Origin of the sequence: Sphingomonas humi (assembly GCF_039536725.1) — a bacterium.
GTDB classification, from domain to species: Bacteria; Pseudomonadota; Alphaproteobacteria; order Sphingomonadales; family Sphingomonadaceae; genus Sphingomicrobium; species Sphingomicrobium humi.
In genome coordinates, this window is the sequence record NZ_BAAAZD010000002.1 from 190,298 (window position 1) to 209,452 (window position 19,155).

At 67.5% G+C, this 19,155-nt stretch carries 19 protein-coding genes; 10 read left to right on the forward strand and 9 right to left on the reverse strand.

The genetic code is table 11. The features are described from left to right. The first annotated feature begins 48 nt into the window (after positions 1-48). Entirely contained in the window at positions 49-1,350 is a 1,302-nt protein-coding gene (locus ABD729_RS08835; protein WP_344709872.1) for a hypothetical protein, read from the forward strand. Positions 1,351-1,396: 46 nt separating this feature from the next. After that, positions 1,397-1,672 (forward strand): DUF3297 family protein, encoded by a 276-nt coding sequence (locus tag ABD729_RS08840; RefSeq protein ID WP_344709873.1) that lies wholly within the window; start codon positions 1,397-1,399, stop codon positions 1,670-1,672. A gap of 116 nt (positions 1,673-1,788) precedes the next feature. Here the strand turns inward: ABD729_RS08840 and ABD729_RS08845 are convergent, their stop codons facing one another. Then, the gene (locus ABD729_RS08845; protein WP_344709874.1) at positions 1,789-2,040 is read right to left on the reverse strand and encodes a hypothetical protein; all 252 of its coding nucleotides are present in this window, start codon (positions 2,038-2,040) and stop codon (positions 1,789-1,791) included. A 242-nt stretch (positions 2,041-2,282) separates the two neighbouring features. Here ABD729_RS08845 and ABD729_RS08850 point away from each other — a divergent pair, with 242 nt between their 5' ends. The 4 genes from ABD729_RS08850 to ABD729_RS08865 are packed head-to-tail and all read left to right on the forward strand — an operon-like array spanning position 2,283 to position 3,231. Continuing rightward, complete coding sequence (locus ABD729_RS08850) at positions 2,283-2,411, forward strand: hypothetical protein (RefSeq protein WP_344709875.1); 129 nt, start codon at positions 2,283-2,285, stop codon at positions 2,409-2,411. Further along, positions 2,404-2,565, forward strand: a complete 162-nt coding sequence (locus tag ABD729_RS08855; RefSeq protein WP_344709876.1) for a hypothetical protein — start codon at positions 2,404-2,406, stop codon at positions 2,563-2,565. The genes ABD729_RS08850 and ABD729_RS08855 overlap by 8 nt, the downstream gene beginning before the upstream one ends. A gap of 40 nt (positions 2,566-2,605) precedes the next feature. Continuing rightward, the gene (locus ABD729_RS08860; protein WP_344709877.1) at positions 2,606-2,992 is read left to right on the forward strand and encodes a PspC domain-containing protein; all 387 of its coding nucleotides are present in this window, start codon (positions 2,606-2,608) and stop codon (positions 2,990-2,992) included. After that, the gene (locus tag ABD729_RS08865; protein WP_344709878.1) at positions 2,989-3,231 is read left to right on the forward strand and encodes a hypothetical protein; all 243 of its coding nucleotides are present in this window, start codon (positions 2,989-2,991) and stop codon (positions 3,229-3,231) included. The genes ABD729_RS08860 and ABD729_RS08865 overlap by 4 nt, the downstream gene beginning before the upstream one ends. 1 nt (position 3,232) lies before the next feature. Here ABD729_RS08865 and ABD729_RS08870 read toward each other — a convergent pair whose 3' ends face one another. Then, positions 3,233-5,341, reverse strand: coding sequence for a TonB-dependent receptor (locus ABD729_RS08870; protein WP_344709879.1), 2,109 nt, complete (start codon positions 5,339-5,341; stop codon positions 3,233-3,235). Positions 5,342-5,476: 135 nt separating this feature from the next. On the opposite strand from ABD729_RS08870, the gene ABD729_RS08875 reads away from it, so the two are divergent. Then, the gene (locus ABD729_RS08875) at positions 5,477-6,679 is read left to right on the forward strand and encodes a threonine synthase (protein ID WP_344709880.1); all 1,203 of its coding nucleotides are present in this window, start codon (positions 5,477-5,479) and stop codon (positions 6,677-6,679) included. 245 nt (positions 6,680-6,924) lie between these two features. Then, on the forward strand, positions 6,925-7,236 hold the full coding sequence (locus ABD729_RS08880; RefSeq protein ID WP_344709881.1) for a PspC domain-containing protein: 312 nt from the start codon (positions 6,925-6,927) through the stop codon (positions 7,234-7,236). 35 nt (positions 7,237-7,271) lie between these two features. On the opposite strand, the gene ABD729_RS08885 is transcribed toward ABD729_RS08880, so the two are convergent. From ABD729_RS08885 to kdsA, 7 genes are all read right to left on the reverse strand, one after another. Further along, complete coding sequence (locus ABD729_RS08885; RefSeq protein ID WP_344709882.1) at positions 7,272-8,525, reverse strand: metal-dependent hydrolase family protein; 1,254 nt, start codon at positions 8,523-8,525, stop codon at positions 7,272-7,274. 120 nt (positions 8,526-8,645) lie between these two features. Beyond that, positions 8,646-11,861 carry a TonB-dependent receptor plug domain-containing protein gene (locus ABD729_RS08890; RefSeq protein WP_344709883.1) on the reverse strand — a complete coding sequence of 1,072 codons (3,216 nt, stop codon included), beginning with the start codon at positions 11,859-11,861 and terminating at the stop codon, positions 8,646-8,648. 254 nt (positions 11,862-12,115) lie between these two features. After that, the gene (locus ABD729_RS08895; RefSeq protein ID WP_344709884.1) at positions 12,116-13,309 is read right to left on the reverse strand and encodes a capsule biosynthesis protein; all 1,194 of its coding nucleotides are present in this window, start codon (positions 13,307-13,309) and stop codon (positions 12,116-12,118) included. After that, entirely contained in the window at positions 13,306-14,898 is a 1,593-nt protein-coding gene (locus ABD729_RS08900) for a capsular polysaccharide export protein, LipB/KpsS family (protein ID WP_344709885.1), read from the reverse strand. Before ABD729_RS08900 ends, ABD729_RS08895 begins: the two co-directional genes overlap by 4 nt. A gap of 77 nt (positions 14,899-14,975) precedes the next feature. Next, positions 14,976-16,157: a glycosyltransferase family 4 protein gene (locus tag ABD729_RS08905; protein ID WP_344709886.1), complete on the reverse strand. Its 1,182-nt coding sequence runs from the start codon at positions 16,155-16,157 to the stop codon at positions 14,976-14,978. After that, the gene (locus ABD729_RS08910) at positions 16,154-16,987 is read right to left on the reverse strand and encodes an inositol monophosphatase family protein (protein ID WP_344709887.1); all 834 of its coding nucleotides are present in this window, start codon (positions 16,985-16,987) and stop codon (positions 16,154-16,156) included. The genes ABD729_RS08905 and ABD729_RS08910 overlap by 4 nt, the downstream gene beginning before the upstream one ends. Continuing rightward, positions 16,987-17,826, reverse strand: a complete 840-nt coding sequence (gene kdsA, locus ABD729_RS08915) for a 3-deoxy-8-phosphooctulonate synthase (protein ID WP_344709888.1) — start codon at positions 17,824-17,826, stop codon at positions 16,987-16,989. The genes ABD729_RS08910 and kdsA overlap by 1 nt, the downstream gene beginning before the upstream one ends. Before the next feature lie 269 nt (positions 17,827-18,095). Here kdsA and ABD729_RS08920 point away from each other — a divergent pair, with 269 nt between their 5' ends. Both ABD729_RS08920 and ABD729_RS08925 read left to right on the forward strand, forming a co-directional pair. Further along, positions 18,096-18,920 (forward strand): class I mannose-6-phosphate isomerase, encoded by an 825-nt coding sequence (locus ABD729_RS08920; RefSeq protein ID WP_344709889.1) that lies wholly within the window; start codon positions 18,096-18,098, stop codon positions 18,918-18,920. After that, positions 18,917-19,114 (forward strand): hypothetical protein, encoded by a 198-nt coding sequence (locus tag ABD729_RS08925; protein WP_344709890.1) that lies wholly within the window; start codon positions 18,917-18,919, stop codon positions 19,112-19,114. The genes ABD729_RS08920 and ABD729_RS08925 overlap by 4 nt, the downstream gene beginning before the upstream one ends. Positions 19,115-19,155 lie beyond the last annotated feature (41 nt).

A 19,155-nucleotide genomic window follows, 5' to 3' on the forward strand; every position in this document is an offset into this window, starting at 1 on the left:
GCGCCTCGGAAACGCTACAACCGCCCCGCTGAACAGGGGAGCAAAGCCATGAAAAAGTTGCTGCTGATCGGAAGCGTTGCGGTGGCCGCCTTGAGCGGCGCGGCGGAGGTATCGTTGGCACAGCCCAAGCGGGGCGCGGCGCCCGCGGCAAAGGCGCCGGCATGGGCAGGCCCGATCGCGACCTACTGGATGTCGGCCGAAACGACGACCGGGATGAGCGCGATGGGCGGCTTGGGCGGCATGGCCGCGGCGGCGATGGCGGGAGCCGCGGGCCGCGAGGCCGAGCCCGACGCGAGTGCCGGGCGGCCGAGCGTTGCCGGTGCGGTGATCGGCGGGCTGCTCGGGCGGGGCGGCGGATTGTTCGGGCGCAAGTCGAAGGGCAAGGGGGACCAGCAGCAGGGCCAGCAGGCGCAGGCGCCGCAAATGCCGCAGCAGGATGGCTATGTCCGCTCGCTGTTCCTCCAGCTCGGCAGTCGCAATCGCGCGGCCGCTGCACCAAATGCGGACCACCTGGTGCCGGCCGGATTAGGGGCGGGGACCTCGCTGCCGTTGCTGACGCCCGAAGCGGCGCGGGCAACGGTGTCGACCCCGTTCGAACGGCCCAAGGGCAAGATGCTGATCTACTGGGGTTGCGGCGAGCATGCCCGGACCGGTCAGCCGGTGACGATCGACTTTTCCAAGCTCGCGGCCGGGCAGATGCCGTCGGGGTTCGCCGGCGGGCCGCAGGTCCGCTCCGAGCAGCCGCCAAGCCTGGCGCGCTATCCCGGCTACGGCGAATGGCCCAACCGCAGGCAGACCCGCCAATTGCCCGCCAGCGCGTCGCTGGTCGGCAATCATGTCGTCCAGGGCAATTACAGCCCGGAAATCCGCTTTGCCCTTGCCGCGGGCCAGGATTTCCTCGGCCCGTTGCGGATGACCGCCAACAGCGCGGCGCCGACCGGATCGGTGCCGCTGCGGTGGCAGGCCGTGCCCAATGCGACCGCCTATTTCGCGATGGCTACGGGCGCGATGGCGGACGGGACCGTCGTCATGTGGTCGTCGAGCGAAACGCAGATGTTCGGATGGGCCAACGACTACCTCAACGCGGGCGATGCGGCGCGGCTGGTGCAGAGCCGGGTGCTGCTGAGCCCGGCGACCACCCAATGCACCGTTCCGGCCGAGGTGCAGCGTTCGGTGCAGGGGGCGGCGCTGATGATGACGGCTTATGGTCCCGAGACCAACCTTGCCCAGCCCAAGCCCGCCGGGGCGCCCGCCAGCTGGCGTCCCGACTGGACGGTGAAGCTCAGGACCAAGTCGACCCATACCGGCATGCTCGGCATGGACATGGCAGCGATGATGCGAGGGCAGTAAGCGCCTGCTTGTTGACGCGGGGGGTGTGCGAACCTAGCAGGCGGCCATGTCCGACACGCCTCCCGATCGCCTGAGTCTCGATCCCCGCAGCCCGCATTTCGACGAAACCAAGCTGCGGCGCGGTGTCGGGATCCGTTTCAACGGGGTCGAAAAGACCAACGTCGAGGAATATTCGGTGTCAGAAGGCTGGATCAAGGTCGCCGCCGGCAAGAGCCGGGATCGCCACGGCAACCCGATGACGATCACGCTGAAGGGCACGGTTGAGCCTTACTACGAGCGCGCCGCCGACGAGGATGCCGGGGGCGAGGAAGAAAAGGCCTGATTCAGGGCCTGCCCCGCACTCGGGTTGACAATCCATGCAGAAAGGGCCCGGTTCGCAGGTGATGCGAACCGGGCCCTTCTTCGTTTGGTGGCTAGCGGATGCCGGCCGCCCGACGATCAGATGCCGTTGGTACGGACGCCGCGCTGCGCCGGGGTGGCGTCGGCCGGAAAGCGGCGCTCGGTCTTGCGGGCGCGGTTCCAGTCGTAGAGCTTCTTCGCGCCATAGGCGACGGTGAGGGCGGTCCCGAGCGGGCCGAGGCCGCGGGCGGCGAGACGCGCGCCAGCCGCGCCGAGAATGGCGCCCTTCACCCCGTCGTTACGGCCAGCAATGCGGTTGCCGATGATGGCGCCAGCGATCTTACCCAGCATGGTCTTGGTTTCCTTTCGCACCTGAACTGAAGTCTTGCCGGGTAGACGCGCAGGCCCGCGACGGGTTCCTCAGAGCGCGATTGGGACGCTGCACCAAGGTTGGTGGGAAAAGCCACCAACCCAACGCCATCACGGCCCCTACGCGGAATAGAAATGGCGGAAAACCGGGATTGGCACGCTTGCTGCATTATGAACGGCATGACCGGTCGGAAGGCCGGCCCACCAGATCCAAGGAGCCAGTCATGAACATCAAGACCACCCTCTTCTCCGCCGTCTTCGCCCTGCTGCTGAGCGGGCTCGCCGTCGGAACCGCCGTCGCCCCCGCGGGCGTCGCGGTCGCTGCCCCGGTCAAGATCGCCTTCTATGCTTGAGCCGGTCGCCACCAAGGCCGGTGCCCGGTTCGAATATCTCGGACCGATCGGCGCCGCCCCGGCCGAGCTCGGACCGGTCGGCCAGGTGCTCGACACCGTCGACATCTGGCTCGCCGGAACGCTGCAGAGCCTGTTCAACCTGATCAAGCGCTGAGCTGATCTTTCCCGTTTTCCCTCGCCTGAGGACATCCACGATGAACCGCCGCATCCCGTTCCGTCTCGACAGCAAGAACCGCAAAGTCCTCGGCGTTTGCGCCGGCCTGGGCCGGATGCTGAATGTCGACCCGACCTTCATCCGCATCGCCTTCGTCGCGGTGCCGCTGCTGAGCTTCATCACGGTGACCCAGGCGCTGCTCGCCTACTTCCTGTGCGGGCTGGTCGGCGCGTTCGCGTCGGGCCGCCGTCCGTGGACCAGCGACTATAAGCGGATGGGTGAGACCAAGCGGGCGAGCGTTCACGACGTTCGCACCAAGCTCGACGAGACCGACCGCCGGATGATGGCGATCGACCACCACCTCCACAACAGCGACAGCGACGCGCTTGCCCGTGAGATCGAGGCGCTTCGCTCGGAGAAGGCATGATGGATATCCAAGCAATCGCACTGACCGGCGTGCTCGCCCTTGCCGCGCTGCTGGTTGCCTCGCTCTTCGCCTCCAAGGCCTGGCTGGCCTGGCTCGAGGTGCGCAAGCTGGAGCTGGCCCGGGGTGGCCCGACCAGCGACGAGCCGACTGCGCCGGTCAGCGGCAACCGGATCGAGCTCGCCGATCTCCGCGAACGGGTCCGCAAGCTCGAGGCGATCGCCGCCGGGATCGACCTCTAGATCAGAAGCCGAGGCGGGCGGTCAGCCTGAGGTCGCGTCCCGCCAGCGGTGCATAGTCCTTGAGGAGGGACGCCGAGCGCCGCGCCACCACATCGAAGATATTGTTGGCCGCGAGCCCCAGCGTCAGTTCCGGCCGGTTCTCCAGCGGATGCCAGTTCACCGACGCGTTGAAGAGCGTGAAGCCCTTGGTTGCCGTCTCGATCGGTGCGTTGCGGTCCTGGGCAAAGCTGTGTTCGACCTCGACCCGGCCATCGACCCGGCCATGCTTGGCATCGATGCCGCCCAGCAGCCGCAGCGGCGGGATCTGCGGCGCGGGGCCGAAGCCCTTCACCTTCGCATGGACATAGTCGGCCTGGGCATCGGCGCTGAGATCGACCCCATCCATGCTGCCAAGGTCGGCGCGGCCTTCCAGTTCAAAGCCGGTGAAGCGCGCATCGCTCTGGCGGTAGAGGAAGACCGGGAGATCGTCCTCGCTCGCGTCGGTCGGAGCAAGGTAGATGAAGTCGCTGAAGCGCATGTGGTAGGCGCTGGCGCCAAAGGTCAGCGGGCCCGAGGTGCGGCGCAGGCTTGCCTCGATGGCGACGCTCTTTTCCTTTCCGAAATCGCGATTGCCGATCTCGAACGCCTGCGTGCCCTTGTGCGGTCCGTTGGCGTAGAGTTCGTCGGTCGAGGGCGCGCGCTCCGAATAGGAGAGGCTGAGCCCGGCGCGGATGGCGGGCGCGATGGCGACGGTGCCGCCGAATGATCCCGAATAAGCGGTGAAGCTGCGCGACAGGGCCGGGTTGCCAAGGTTGGCATCGGCGTCGGCGGTGAGCTTGCTGCGTTCGACCCGCGCGCCCAGTTCGAGGCGGGCAGGGCCGGTGGTGAAGTTCTGCAGCGCGAACAGGCCAAGCTGGCGCTGACGATTGTCGGGCAGGTATTTCTCGTCGCCGACCACCGACACGCGGCGGTCGAGCCATTGTGCGCCAAACCCGCCGCCCCAGCCGCCCGACGTGCGCTGCACCGCCTCGAGCCGCGCTTCTTCGCCCTTGCTGCGGAAGGTGGTGCCGATCGCCCCGTCTTCCTCCAGTTCGTTGTGGCGATAGCGGACGGCGCCGCCGCGGAACTTCACCTCGTCGATGAAGCCCCCTACCGGCACCTCGGCGCGGGCGTCGTAGCGGGTCTGCTTGATGTCGATCTGCACCTTTTCGGCGTCGACCGCCGGATCGAGCGAATAGCGGATCGGCACCCCGTAGAGGTTGTCGAGCCGGCTGACCGACGCGCCGACGTTGAGCCGGCCGGCGATATAGGCGCCCCCTGCGGCGAATTCCTTGCTCTCCGACGCGCTGTTGGGGAGGTCTCCCCTGAGCTTGGCGAGGGCGCGAATGTCGGGGTCGATGCTCCGCTTCGCTTCCTTCCGCAGTTCGGGCGTCAGGATGTACCCGCCGGTGCGAAGGTCGTCGGTCTTGAGCCAGCTGCCATCGGCGTGAAGGACGAAATTGCCGCCCAGCGGCACGTCGACGCGGCCGTTGGCGGACCGTTCGTCGGCCGCGCTGGCAAGGGTGCCGACCGCATCGAGGTGCAGCGGCGCTTCAGGAACCGAGCGGGGGATGCGGCTGTCGATGACGTTGACCACGCCGCCGATCGCCGAGCTTCCGAACAGCAGGGCGGCCGGGCCACGAAGGACCTCGATCCGGTCGGCGGTCAGCGGATTGATCGCGACCGCATGGTCGACACTGGAGGTGGAGACGTCGAGACTGCCGATACCGTCGGTCAGTACGCGCACGCGCTCGCCGCCGAGGCCGCGCAGGATCGGACGCGAGGCGCTCGGCCCGAAGCTGGTCGCCGACACGCCGGGCTGCCGAATCAGGGTTTCGCCGATGGTCGGGCGAAGGTCGCGCTGCAGTTCGTCGCCGGACACGACGCTGATCCCGCCGAGCACGTCCTCGCGGTTGCGGCGGATGCCGGTGACGATGATGTCCTTGCTTTGCGGCAGGTCATGATCGCTGGCGCGGGGACCGGCCTGCGCCTGATCGGAGGTGGCGGCGTCCGTGGTGGTGATGAAGGCGGGGGCGACTGCTTCAGGAGCGACGGTCGCGGCGAGGGCTGCGGCGAGCGAAAGGCCGATCATGATGAGGAATTCCCGTGATTTACCGAAAGTTCGTGGGTGCGCTTACGGTGGATGATACAACATCGCAAGCAGGCGGATGACCGTCGATCGACAAAGATCATCGTCTTGTCGACCGGGGCGGGCTAAGCGGTGGCGATGTTCGTCACCCACCTTGAATGTTCGCTGACCGGTGAGCGCTATGCCGCCGGAGAGATCCACAATCTGAGCAGTGCGGGTCGCCCGCTGCTGGTTCGCTATGACCTGGAAGCGGTCGGGCGTTCGCTCAGTCGGGAGATCCTTGCGGCGCGCGCGCCGGGGATGTGGAAATGGCGCGAACTGCTGCCGCTGCCGGCCGGTGCCGAGCCGGTCAGCCTGGGCGAGATCGAGACTCCCATCCTGCCGCTGACCCGCCTGTCGGAACGGGCCGGGGTGCGGCCCTTGATGGTCAAGGACGAGGGGCGGCTGCCGACCGGGTCGTTCAAGGCGCGCGGTCTGGCGATGGCGGTCAGCATGGCCAGGCATTTCGGGATCGAGGCGATGGCGCTTCCGACCAACGGCAATGCCGGCGCCGCGCTTGCTGCTTATGCCGCCGCCGCCGGGATCGCGGCGACCGTGATTTGCCCGGAGGAAACCCCGCCGATCAACATCGCCGAGGCGGAAGCCTATGGCGCCCGCGTGCTGGTCGCCGACGGGCAGATCGACGAATGCGGCCGGCTGGTGGGCGAAGGCGCGGCGGCCGGGCGCTGGTTCGACGTCTCGACCCTCAAGGAACCCTATCGCGCCGAGGGCAAGAAGGTGATGGGGCTGGAGCTGGCCGAGCAGTACGGCTGGGAACTGCCCGACGTCATCTTCTACCCGACGGGCGGCGGAACGGGCCTCATCGGCATGTGGAAGGCGTTCGACGAGATGGAGCAGGCCGGCCTGATCGGGCCGCAGCGTCCGCGCATGGTGGCGGTGCAGGCGACCGGCTGCGCGCCGATGGTGCGGGCCTGGGAAGCGGGCGAGGAGTTCGCCACCCGCTGGGAACAGCCGGCGACGATCGCCACCGGGATCCGCGTGCCCAAGGCGGTCGGCGACTTCCTGATCCTGCGTGCGGTGCGCGAGAGCGGTGGCTTTGCCATTGCGGTCGAGGAAGAAGCGATCGCCGCCGAACTGAAGGCCGCGGCCAGCGAGGACGGGATGCTGCTGTGCCCCGAAGGCGCCGCGGTGCTTGCAGGGTGGCGCGCGGCGCTGGAGCGAGGGCTGGTCGGGCGCGACGAGCGGGTGCTGCTGTTCAATTGCGCGGCGGGCAACAAATATCCGCTGGTCCCGACCGCGCCGCATATCCGCCTGGCCGACAGCCACGGGGCGAGCCTCTGACCGTTCATCTGCGCTGACCGGCGGTCCGCAGAAACCTTACGCCGCCGGTCCAAATCATACGGCCCTTGGCCGAGCACCCCCTTCACAAAATGGTGCATTCTCCCAACATGAAGGGAGAAGAGACGGGCGGAACGGCTTGGAGCCGCAGCCAAGTATCGGAAAAGCAAGCGAAAGCAGCAGGTGGCACGGCATGTGCATCTGGATGCTTGAGCGTCGCCGAGCCGACCGCCCAGGAGAGACTAGAGATGAAAAGCCTGATCCCGAGCCGCGATTATTTCCGCAACAATGTCGCCTTGCGCAACGACACCATCCTGGGTGTCTGCGAGGCGCTTGGTCATGACCTCGGCTTCAACCCGAACTTCCTGCGCGTGCCGCTGGCCGCCGGCATCATCTTCGCGCCGATGGTGATGGTCGGCATCTACCTTGCGCTGGGTGTCGTGGCCTTTGCCAGCCGCACCTTCTTCCCGGACAAGGTCCAGCAGGTCGCCGCTGACCACGTGCAGGTAGCTGCCCCCGAAGCACACAACGAGCAGGTCGAACTGCAGCGCGCCGCCTGACCCGATCTGAGTGAGCTACTCCGCGAAAGGGTGGCTCACTCGCCCACGATCCTGCCATCCTTGAGGACGAGGCGGACCCGGCGCGTTGCCGCAATGTCGGTTGCCGGGTCCCCGTCCACCGCCACCAGGTCCGCGCGAAGCCCTGCCCTGATCGATCCGCGGTCGGGGAGCGCAAACGCCTTCGCGTTGCCCGACGTCGCCGCCGCCAGCACATCGAGCGGCTTCATCCCGCCGGCGACCATCAGTTCAAGCTCGCGCGCATTGTCGCCGTGGGCATAGACGCCGACATCGCCGCCCATGCACATCGGCACCCCTGCTTTGAGCGCGAGAGCGAAGGCCCTGCGGCTCTGCGCGACCGCGGGAGGCGCGGGGTCGGCGCCGTTCCAGCCGGCGTAGCGGGCAACCGCGTCAGCCGCCGCGAGCGTCGGGCACAAGGTGACGCCGCGCGCACGCATCTGCGCGAAGATTTCGGCGGTGCCGCCATAGCCATGCTCGATCGTGTCGGCCCCGGCCGCGATCGCCCGCCGCATGCCTTCAGGCGTCGAGGTGTGGACGGCGACCTGCCGCCCTGCGTCGTGCGCGGCCTCCACCGCGGCCTGCAGTTCGGCGAGCGAGAAAGTCGGTCGGCTGTCTTCGCCGGCACGCCAGCGATAGTCGCCGTAGAGCTTCACCACGTCCGCCCCGGCGGCGATCTGATTTCGGACGGCGCGGACCACTTCCTCGACGCCGCTTGCTTCTTCGGCCCCTTGCGGGACTTCCACGCCCGGTTCGAACCCCTTGGGACCGTAGGAGCCGCGGGCGACGATGGCTTTCGTCGCGACGATCAGGTGCGGGCCGGGGACGATCCCCTGGTCGATCGCCTGGCGAAGGCCGACATCGGCAAAGCCCGCTCCTTCGGTGCCGAGGTCGCGCTCGGTCGTGAAGCCGGCCTCGAGCGTGCGTCGGGCATGGACGACGGCGCGGGCGGTGCGCAGCGCCAATTGCTCGTTCAGGACCTGCGCGTCCCACTTCGCTTCATTGTAGGGGTGGAGGAAGAGGTGGCCGTGCCCTTCGATCATTCCCGGCATCAGCGTGGTTCCGGGAAGATCGATCGTCCGCGTGCCCGCGGGTGCCGCCAAGGCTGGCCCCACCGCAACGATCCGGTCGCCGCGGACCAGCACCTGCCATCCAGGATGGGGGGCGCCGGCGCCGTCGAACACGCGCGCGGGCTTGAGCAGGATCGCCGGTGCCTCGGCCGGCTGCAGCGCGGCTGCCGCCAGTGCCGACGACAGAATCAGGCCGATGAACATGGTGCTTCCCCCTCACGCTGATGACGCGGGCCTAGCATGCCAAGGAAGCAGAGCGACGCAAACAACGAAGGGCGACGCTGATGCGCCGCCCTTCGCCCCCTTGGAATGGTGGGGAAAGCCTCAGCCGCGGACCGGTGCGACCGCCGGAGGCGGCGGCGGCGGCGGCGGAACCGGGCAGGCGTCCGTCGCCAGGATCACCGAACCGTCGGCGCAGGTCTGCGTCGCAGGGGCGGGAGCGGGCGGCGGGGGCGGCGGCGGCGCTGCCTCCGGCTCGATCACCACCGGTGCCGGCTTGGGACGGAAGCTGAAGTTCAGCCCGAGGCGGAAGAAGCGGCCAACCGCGCCGGCCTGCGTGTAGGTCGGGTTGTAGTTGGCGGCCGCATAGTTGGCCGGGTTGATCGGCGCCTTCTTGTCGAACAGGTTTAGCACGTTGCCGTACAGGGTCACGCTGTCCGTGATCTTGAAGCTGCCGACGAGATCCACCCAGGTGAAGCTCTTGGTGCGGCAGGCGAAGTCGGCGTTGTACAGGTTGGTCGAGCAGTCCTTGCCGGTGCCCGCGCCATTCTGGTCCTCGGCCGTCTGACGATAGCCGCTGACATAGTTCACCGTTCCGGTCAGCGTCGCCGGACCGAACTCGAGGCTGTTCGACCAGTTGCCGCGCCAGCGCGGCGTGCCGGCACCCGACGAGATGATGTACGGACCCTGCGTCCCGACATAGCGCTGCAGGTCGCACGCCGAGTTGGTGTCGTCCGAGCAGGCGCGGAAGTTGAACTTGTTGATCCGCGTCGCCTCGATGTTGCTCGAGAAGCGCAGGCCCGGGGCAAGGCGGAAGTCCGCCTGTGCTGCGAAGTCGAGGCCTTCGGTCTCCAGCGTCGAGGCATTCTCGTATGGCCCGACGATGATCGCGACCGAGCGGATCCCGTTGGGGAACAACGGGTCGATCGAGTTCAGGATGACATCGTAGCCCGCCGGAAGCGCGCCGCCTTCGTAGTAGGAATCGAGCGCCTGGCTGGAAAGCGGCCCGCCGGTGATGATGTTCTTCTTCTTGATGCGATAATAATCGATCGTGAAGCTGAACTGGCGGATCGGCTGGACGATGATGCCGGCGGTCAGGCTGTTCGACTTTTCAGGGTCGAGGTCGGGGTTCGCATTGTTTCGGAAGCCCAGCGCCTGGCCGCTGCGGGTGTAGGGGCTGCCGCCCGAGCAGGAACCGCCGCTGTAGGTGCCGCCGTGCTGGACGCAGAGCGACTGGTAGGACCCCGGCGTGTAGGTGGTGAAGCCGGTGATCTGACCCGAGGTCTCCGCGAAGCTCGGTGCGCGGAAGCCCTTCGACCAGGTGCCGCGCAGCGCGAGCTGGCGGATCGGCGTGAACTTCGCGCCGACCTTGGGCGAGAAGGCGCTGAAGCCGGTCGAATAATGGTCGTAGCGGCCCGACGCCTGCAGCTCGAGCATCTTCAGGACCGGCGCCGACACTTCGAAGAAGGCGGCCGACACGTCGCGGTCGCCCTTGGCGTTGGCCTGGTTGAACCCGATGAAGTCGCCGGTCGGGTTGCCGTTCGGATTGTCGAGCGATTCGTGGCGGAATGCGCCGCCGACACCGACCTGGAGGGCACCGCCCGGAAGCTCGAACAGGTCCTTCGTGACCACGCCCTGGATGCCGTACAGCGCCGAGGTCGCGGTGTAGCTGTTCTCGAGGATGACCGAGTTGCGCACCGCCGCGCTGTTCTGCGACGGGTTGATGAGGTTGTACTGGCCGCGGGCGATGGCGGCGGTGAAGCCGGCGAGGCTCACCACATTGCTGGTGAGGCGCAGGCGGCTCTGCGTGCCGGTGGCGTCGACGCGGTACCCGAAGCCGTCGCCGAAGCTGCCTGCGACGCCGAAGGCACCGCGCAGCACTTCGTTGCGGAAGCCCGAGTCGAGGCCGAACCCGTCACGCGGACCGAAGCGGTAGTAGAGCTGCGCCGCATTGTTGAGCGGGTTGCCCGTCGCCGACGCATAGGGATTGTAGGGATTGAGCGCGCGGTCCACCGCCGTGTCGCAATTGACGCCCGCCGAGCAGACGTAATTGGGCAGGATGAAGGTCGACGTCTGGATCGGGCTGGTGGTGCGCAGCGCCTGCGGCGTACCGCCGGCGATCAGGTTGTTGCGATACCAGCTCAGCGACACATAGGCTTCGGCATTGTCGCCAAGGCGGACGGCGCCGTGCGTAACGAGTCCGTAGCGTTCGGTCTTGGGCTGGATTTCGCCATAGTTGGCGACCTGGTTTTCCGCGCAGCTGCGGCTGCCGTTCGCCGGATTGACCGTGATCGTCCCACCGACCTCGGCGCACTGTGCCGGGTTGATGAGGGTGAACACGCCGCCGCCTGCGGCCGCCGACAGCGGGATCGCATTCAGCAGGTCGTTCGGGGTGATCTGCGTCGCGCGGCGCACCTGCGCCACGGTCGGGGTCACGCCGCTGTCGAGCAGGTCGGCGTTGAGGTTGAGGCCGCCGTCGAGGCTGCTCAGGTCGTTGGTGTTGAAGGGGAAGCCGCGATCGCGGGCGTAGATCTTCTTGTTGAGTTCATATTCGGCGCCAACGTAGAAGTTCAGGCCGCGGTCGTCATAGTCGCCCCAGCCGGCCAGCACCGAGCCGCGATACTGATCGCCGCCGCCATGCTGCGAGGTGCCGCCTTCGACCGTCGCGTCGAGACCGTTGAAGGTCTTGCGCTGAATGATGTTGACCACGCCGCCGATGGCGTCCGCGCCGTAGGTCGACGACGCGCCGTCCTTCAGCACTTCGACGCGCTCGATCGAGACGCGCGGCATGGTATTCAGGTCAACGAACAGGCGCTGGCCGTCGTCCGACAGCGGATAGTTGGTGATGCGCTGGCCGTCGATCAGGGTCAGTGTGCTGTTGACGCCGAGACCGCGGAGCGAGGGAGCCGAGGCGCCGGCGCCGAAGCCGGCGGCAAAGGCGTTCGGGATGGAGCCGCTGCTGTCGGCCGACACGGCGCGAACGGCGTCCGAGACGTTGGTGATGCCGCGACGGGAAAGCGATTCGGACGAGAGAACGGTGACCGGCGACGGCGTCTCGGTGTTGGTGCGCCGGAAGATGGTGCCGGTGACCACGATCTCTTCAGGCTTGGCTTCGCCGTTGGCGTCGCTGATGGGGGTCGCCGGGGCCTGCGTCCCGACCTGCGGCGCGCCGCCGGTGGACTGGTCCTGATTTTGCGGCTGGCCCGAACTTGGCAGCCCTCCTGCATCCTGCGCCGCCGCCGGCGTCGCTGCGAGCATCCCTACGCTCATCAAGGTCAGGATCTGCCAGGCAGAAGTTCCACAAAGTTTCGAACGAAGCATCAAACCTCCCTCGGCAGCCCGACCCAATCAGGTGGTTACGTAGGCTGCCCGACACTGCCGATAGGAAAGTGTGGGGCGAGGGGGGAAGTAGAAGGCGTAAGGCCAACGCGCGCAAACCGGCAATTGTGAAATTTCGGCAACAGTTTCATGTCATTGGCGCGGGAATCTCCCCCGGCATACTCGAAACCGGCCGGAAGGTTCCGCGAAAAATTTTCGGCGGCAAAGTCAGTATGCGATCCGCTACCTAGGACTGTTCAGGCCCCCAATCGCTCGATCAGCGAACCGAGCAGGACCTGCACCGCAGACTCGCTGGCAAGGCCGCCGCGCACCAGCGAACGGGCGAGGAGGACCCGGCGGAACGCGTCGTAAAGGCCATCCTCGGGGGGACGCGGATCAGCCCAGAAGCTGTCGAGATGACCTTCATGCGTCAGGCCCGGCAGCTTGTAGATCGCCTCACCCACCGCGCAGACGGGAATGGAACGGGCAAGCGCCAGCGTCGCCGAAGTGCTGTTCACGCAAACCAGGCCGCGCGCATTGTCGAGAATGTTGTCGATGTCCCCGCCATCGATGACATGGAGGCGGCCTTCGAGGCCGTTCGCCCGGGCCATGTCCCGCGCCCAGCCGGTCCAGTTGAAGAAGCTCGGATCGAGCGGATGCTTCTTCAGTAGCAGGTGCGCATCGGCCGGCGCATAGGCGGCAAAACTTTCGACCACATATTTCGCCGCGCCCTGCATGTCGGTGAAGGGCGAGTGAGAACGGATCTGGAAGTCGCCCGACAGCTGCAGAGGAAACAGGAACAAGGGCTGGTCCTGCAGCTTCGCAAGGGTCGCCTCGGCGTGGCGGGTGTGGCGGTCGGCGTTGGCGAGCTTCCAAAGCCAGCCAAGGCCTTCCTTGATGATCGAACCCTTCCGATGGGACTTATAATGCGGGTAGCGCAGGCGCCCGATCACCACATGGTGGTAATACCAATAGGAGTCCCGTGCCCGGCGCTTGAAGCTGGCAGTGACGGGGGGAAGCTCGGGTTCGGGCGCAAGCTTGCTCGCCTGCGCGTAGATCCATTCCTTGTTGCGACGGATGGGGGAGCGGGCGTTCACCCCCTCAAGCTCCAGCGTCATCCAGTGGGGCCGGATATAGCCTTCCTCGAGGACGTGGGTGCGGACCCCGCGCAGCTTGGCAATGCCGTGCGCCTTGAGGTGATAGGGACGGCAATCGCCGAACAGCAGGATGTCGGTGACCCCGCGGTCGCGCAGCAACTGGTCGACGAACACGGGCCAGTCGGAAAAGGTGCCGCGATAGTCGATCGCCCCGGTCTTCCAGTCGAGCCGGTCGCCACCGCCAAGATTGACCCGCGTGACCCGGTGGCCGCGGCTTTCGAGCAACTGGCCGAGGCGGAAGAAGAGCGGGCCGGGCGGACCCTGCAGGAGCAGGAAGGACTTGGCCGCCATCATCGCCCCCGGCCAAGCGGCGCGACGAGGCGGCGCAGGCGGCCCTGCAGGCGGCGGGCAAGGGTCAGCGGCGACCGGCCATTGAGGTCTGCCGGGGTCAGGACGGACAATTGCTCGATCAGCACTTCGGGGGAGCAGGGCAGATTGGTCACGGGATCAACATAGCGCGGGTAGACGATCAGGGTCGCCGCGACCAGTTCGTCGAGCGAGCGCCGGGCAGTGCGGCGCGCGGGCACCGGCCCCAAATCCTCGGTCAGGCCCCAGCCGGCATAGAAAGGAACGCCATGGGTCGCGACCCGGCGATCCCGCAGAAGCGCCTCGAAGCCGGCGAGCGAACTGTTGACGTGAACTTCGTTGACGAGAGTGATCCAAGACGAGATCGACGGCGCGCGCACCACTTCGTCGGCATAGTGCAGCGCGTTCGCGTCTTGGATGGCGCCCTTGCGATGCCCGGCTTCGACGTCGGGATGCGGCTTGTAGACGATGTGGGCCTGCGGGCGGGCAGCGCGGACGCGGCGGAGCAGCTCGAGGTTGGTGAGCGGCTCCCCGATACTGCTCAGCACCGCGCGGTCGTCTTCCACCTGGCCGGGCACGAGCACGTGCAGACCGGCAGAGCGCCGCTCCAGCCGCTCCTCGCCGCGGTCATATTTGCTGAGGCCAAGCGCAACGATGCGCTGGCGAAGCGCCTTGGCGCGGGCGATCAGGGCAGGGTCGAAGGGACCGTCCTCAAGGATGCGCTCGAGCCCGCTTGGGGAACGCGCGTCGAAGTGCACGCCCACCTCGTCGACCACGATCGACTGGGGGGGCACGCAATTGGCGCCGAGCCCGGCCGAGCGGATGAAGCCATCCTCCACTTCGACCAGAATGGCGCCGGCCTGTTCGATGGCGGCAAGCTGTTGGGGCGACGTGCGCGAGCGCCAGACCGCGGCCTTGTCGCCGGCCTTTAGGGTGGCGGGCGGGCGGTTGAAGCGGTCGTTGTCACTTCCGTCCCACAGCAGTGGTTCGGTGGTCGCGCGCTTCCAGCCGGCAAAGCCGTAGACGGCCGCGATCAGGCGATTGGAATCGACCAGCCGCCGCCAGTCGGCGCACAGGGCGACGAGCTCGGGCCAGGGCAGCGGCGCGCCCGTGAACGGATCGCGATAAAGCCGCGGGCCGAGCGCCTCACGCAGTAGCGAGCGAAGCCGGGGGCGCTCGATGGGCCGGGCAGCGCTTTCGTCCGAACGGACGGGGACGCCGGCAAGCCCCGCGATCAGCAGGACAGGATCATCGGGCGCGCAGCGAAGCTCCCTGGCGCCGGCCAGCAGATGCCAGGGATCGCAGGTCATGCCGTCCGGCCACTCGATGGTTCCGGCCTGATTGGAGTCGTCCTGCGCAAGCGCGCTGCGGCGCACGAGCACGTAGCCTCCGGCGCCAGGATCAGGCTGCGCCCCCCACCAGGTGCCGCCGACACGAGCCGCCGCGAGCTGCTCGATCAGTGCGTCCAGTTCGGTGTCGCCGAGCGCGGGCGCGTCATGCGCATCAAGCTCGAAGCGGTCGATCTTGCGCTTAGGGAAGGGTGGCAGCGGGAGGAAGGGGAGAGGGTGTCGGATCAAGATGGTGGCTGTGTAGTAGCTTCTGGCGGGAAGGGCGATGGGCTTCACAAGGACGCCCGATTCTGATCACGCCGCGATCAGCTTGTCGCCGGGTCCGGAAGGCCGTCCAGCCATTGGTCGACCTTTGCGAAATGGGCGGCCCAGTCAGGCACGGTGAAGCCGCGCATCCGGTCGAGTTGCGCCGAGCGATCCGGACCATCGGCCACGAAGGCGATCACCGCATTCGCCCATGCGTCGGGATCGTCCGGCGGGAGGTAGCAGGGAATATCCCCCGCGATCTCGCGGTAGACCGCGAGGTTCGCCGCGATGACGGGTGTGCCAAGTTCAAGCGCCTCGAACACCGGCAATCCGTACCCTTCTGCAAACGACGGCATGAGGAGGGCACGGGCACCGGCGAGAAGCTCGCCAAGCTCATCGTCCGAGCAGCGGGACCGCTCTTCGACATACGGCTGAAGCCGGCCGAGCGCGTCGAGCTGCGCGAGCACGTCGTCGGCCTCCCACCCGCGGGTCCCGACGATGATCAGCCGGGGCGTCTCGGGGCCGAGGCGGCGCAGCAGTTCGGTCCAGACCCGCAGCAGCAACTGGTGGTTCTTGCGCGCCTCGATGGTGCCCAGCACGACGAAATAGGGGCGTCCCGCCGGTGCGGGCGCGGGCAGGCGGTGAAGCGCGTCGCCGCTCAGCCACGCGACGACGGTCGGCGGCATCGCAAGGCCGAGCCGGTCGGCGAGCCTGCGCATCTCGTTGGCCGTGTCCTGCGAGTTGGCGATGAGGCCGGCCCCGCTCACCAGGGCATTGCGCATCCGCCGCTCATGCTTGCGGTCCTCGCCCGCGCGGCAGAATTGGGGGTGGGTGATCGGAATCAGGTCATGAATGAGGTAGATTGCCCGAAGCCGATGCCGCGCGATCCAGGCTGGGAGGGCAGGCTCGTCGAGCCCGGTATGCCCGACGTTGAGGTAGAGTGCGCCCCTCGGCGGACGGGAATCCAGCAACGCGGGCGACGCGGCCATCAACAACCCTATCAGATTTGAACGGAAGCCTGGTCCTCCGGCGGAAAGAAGGTCAAACAGCCGCTGCGAGGAGCGGCGCGACAGGACGAGCTTGAATCCCTTGCGCTGGATCACCGCCCGCGCGCCCGGCCCATAATGCGCGACATAGGCGAGACACACGCGGTCGACCCCGGTCGGAAGCCCGCCGCGCCATCGCCGCCACAGCAGGCGGGTGACGTCGAGCAGCACAGTGCCGCGCTCAGCCTCGCTCATTCGGGGAGATCCTGCAGCAGCGCTGCGATCTCGTCCCACGACGCAGCGTCGGTCGCCGCCAGCAGCCCGATGCGATCCTCGTCGAGGCGGTAGGGGCTGCCATCGAGGCGCGCGACCCGGCCGCCGGCTTCCTCGATCATCAGTGCGCCCGGCGCATGGTCCCACGGCAGCGTGCGTTCGTAATAAGTGAGGGCGGGGGCGCCAAGCAGCATGGCCGGGTAATGCGCCGCGGCGCAGCGCGGGATCTCGTGCGTCTCAAGCCGGCCCGCCATCCGCGCGTGCACCGCCGCGAACCGCTCGGGCCGCCGCTGCAGCAAGGGCGAGAGCCCGATGGTCGTCGCCGCGGCGCCAGTATCGGTCCGGATGCGCTGTTCGCCGACCCAGCAGCCTTCGCCTAAGGCGGCCCAGCAGAAGCGTCCGCTCAAGGGATCGAAGATCCACCCGCCAACTGCCCTCCCGCCGGCGGCCAGTGCGATCATGATTCCGAAGGGCTCCTGTCCGGCGGCGAAATAGCCGGTCCCGTCGAGCGGATCGATGACCCAGCACAGCTCGTCGGCAAGGCGGCCCATCACCTCGGGAGCAGAGTGGGCGGCCTCTTCGCCGACGATCGAGGCTTCGGAAAGCAGCCTTGCCAGCGCGTCGCTGAGCAGGGCTTCGCACTCGCGGTCGGCGACCGTGACCAGCTCGCCCGGGCTCTTTTCCTCGCGGTCGGTGTCGGCGAGCGTGCGGAAGCGCGGAAGCAGGGCGACCCGCGCCGCTTCCTCCATCACGCCCCTGATCTGCCCGGTCAGCCTGGCCGCGAGGCGCCCGGCGTCATGATGGCCCTGCATCAGGCTCCCGCGGCAGCCTGCTGGAGGCGGAGGAGATCGCTGACGATGCCCTCCATCTGGGCCAGCGGGACGGCGTTGGGGCCGTCGGACAGGGCCTGGTCCGGGTCGGGATGACATTCCATGAACAGGCCCGACACGCCGACCGCGACCGCCGCGCGGGCAAGCGGATGGACGAATTCGCGCTGTCCGCCCGAACGATCGCCCATCCCGCCAGGCAGCTGGACGCTGTGGGTGGCATCGAACACGACGGGGCAGCCGGCATCGCGCATCAGCACCAGGCTGCGCATGTCGACCACCAGATTGTTGTAGCCAAAGCTGGTGCCGCGTTCGCAGACCATGAACAGGGGATCGGCAAGCCCTGCCGCTGCGGCCGCCGCCCGCGCCTTGGCGATCATCGGTTTCACATCGGCCGGCGCCATGAATTGCGCCTTCTTGTAATTGACCGGGCGCCCGCTTGCCGCGGCGGCTTCGATGAGGTCGGTCTGCCGGGCAAGAAAGGCCGGCGTCTGCAGCACGTCGACCACGTCGCTCGCCGCGCGGACCTGCTCTGGCGTGTGGACATCGGTCAGGATCGGAAGGCCGGTCTCGCGGCGAACCTTGTCCAATATGGCGAGGCCCTGATTGAGGCCGACCCCGCGAAACGAGGTCGAAGACGTGCGGTTCGCCTTGTCGAAGCTCGACTTGAAGATGATCAGCATGTCGAACTTTGCGGCGAGGCGAGCCAGTTCGTCCGCGACCCGCAGGCACAGCGCCTCGCTTTCGATCGCGCATGGGCCGGCGATCAGGAACAGCTTCCGGTCGAGACCCACTGCACGGCCGAGAAGATTATATGCGCTCACGCCCACCCTTTCGAAGAAACGCCGCCAATCCGAATGGATTCGCGGCTGGACTGCCCTCGTCCTTAACGCCAAAGGCCCGCGGCGGCGACGGGCCGCATCGCCAACCGGACGCATCCGCCGCCGGGCCGAGATTTTTAACGGTGATAACCAACCATGTTGCCTCACGGTCACAGGCGCAAACGGCGTGTCACGCAATTGCAGCCAAGCGGTTGCAAGCAGCGTCGCTCCGCAACATAGCCGACCGGCCGAAGAGATCTGGGTTTAATATCATGAAATTTAACGCAAATTTGGCCGAGAAGCCGTGGGGTCAGCTCGGCGTGCCGCATCTCGGCGACAGCCACGCAGGCGACCGGCGCATCGGCGAGGTGTCGTTCGAGCATCCGCACGGCCTCAGCCTGCCCGTGCTCGTCAAATATCTCTACACGAGCGAGCGCCTGTCCATCCAGGTCCATCCCGACGACCAGCAGGCCCGCGCTTTCGGGCATGAGTGCGGGAAGGACGAGATGTGGATTGTCCTCGCCGCCGAGCCGGGCGCGACCATCGGTCTTGGCCTGAAGCAGAGCTATGAGCCCGACGTTGTTGCGGCGGCCATCGCCGACGGGGCGATCGTCGATCTGGTCGACTGGCGGCCGGTCCGCCGCGGCGAGGTCATCTACAATCGCGCCGGGACCATCCATGCCGCGGGCGCCGGGCTGGTCCTGCTCGAGGTGCAGCAGTCGATCGACCTGACCTATCGCTTGTTCGATTATGGCCGTCCGCGCGAATTGCACCTGGCCGAGGGCCTCGCCGTGTCGCGGTTTGAGCCGCATCATGATCCGCGCGATTGCCAGCTTGGCAAGGGCGAAAGCCGGGTGCTGGCCGACGGACCGCATTTCGGTGCGGCGTGGTGCGCCGGGGGCTTGCCGGAAGGCCTGCCGGTCAATCCGGATCACTGGCAGCTGGTCGTCGTGTCCGGAACGGCGAGCATCGGCGGGCTGTCGCTGTCCGAGGGAGAGGCGGCGTATACGCAGAGCCTCGTCGGCCTCACCATGGCGCGGGATGCGGTCGTCATGCTGGCCTGGCCGGCGCAGAAGTCGATGGCCGAAGCCGCGTGACCGCCTCTGTCATTCCGAGCGGCGGCGGAGCGGTCAATTCCGCCAATTGCTACGTGCGCGGCGACGGGCTAAAGATCGGGCTGCTTGGTGTCGAAGATCTGGTCGTCGCGGCGACGGATGATCCTGTGTCGACTACGCGAAAAGGGAACCCCCAGCACGTTCGACAACTTGTTGCCGAGGCGACCGCGGGCTAATCCGCGCATCAGGTTGCCGATCACAGCGCGAAAGCCTAATT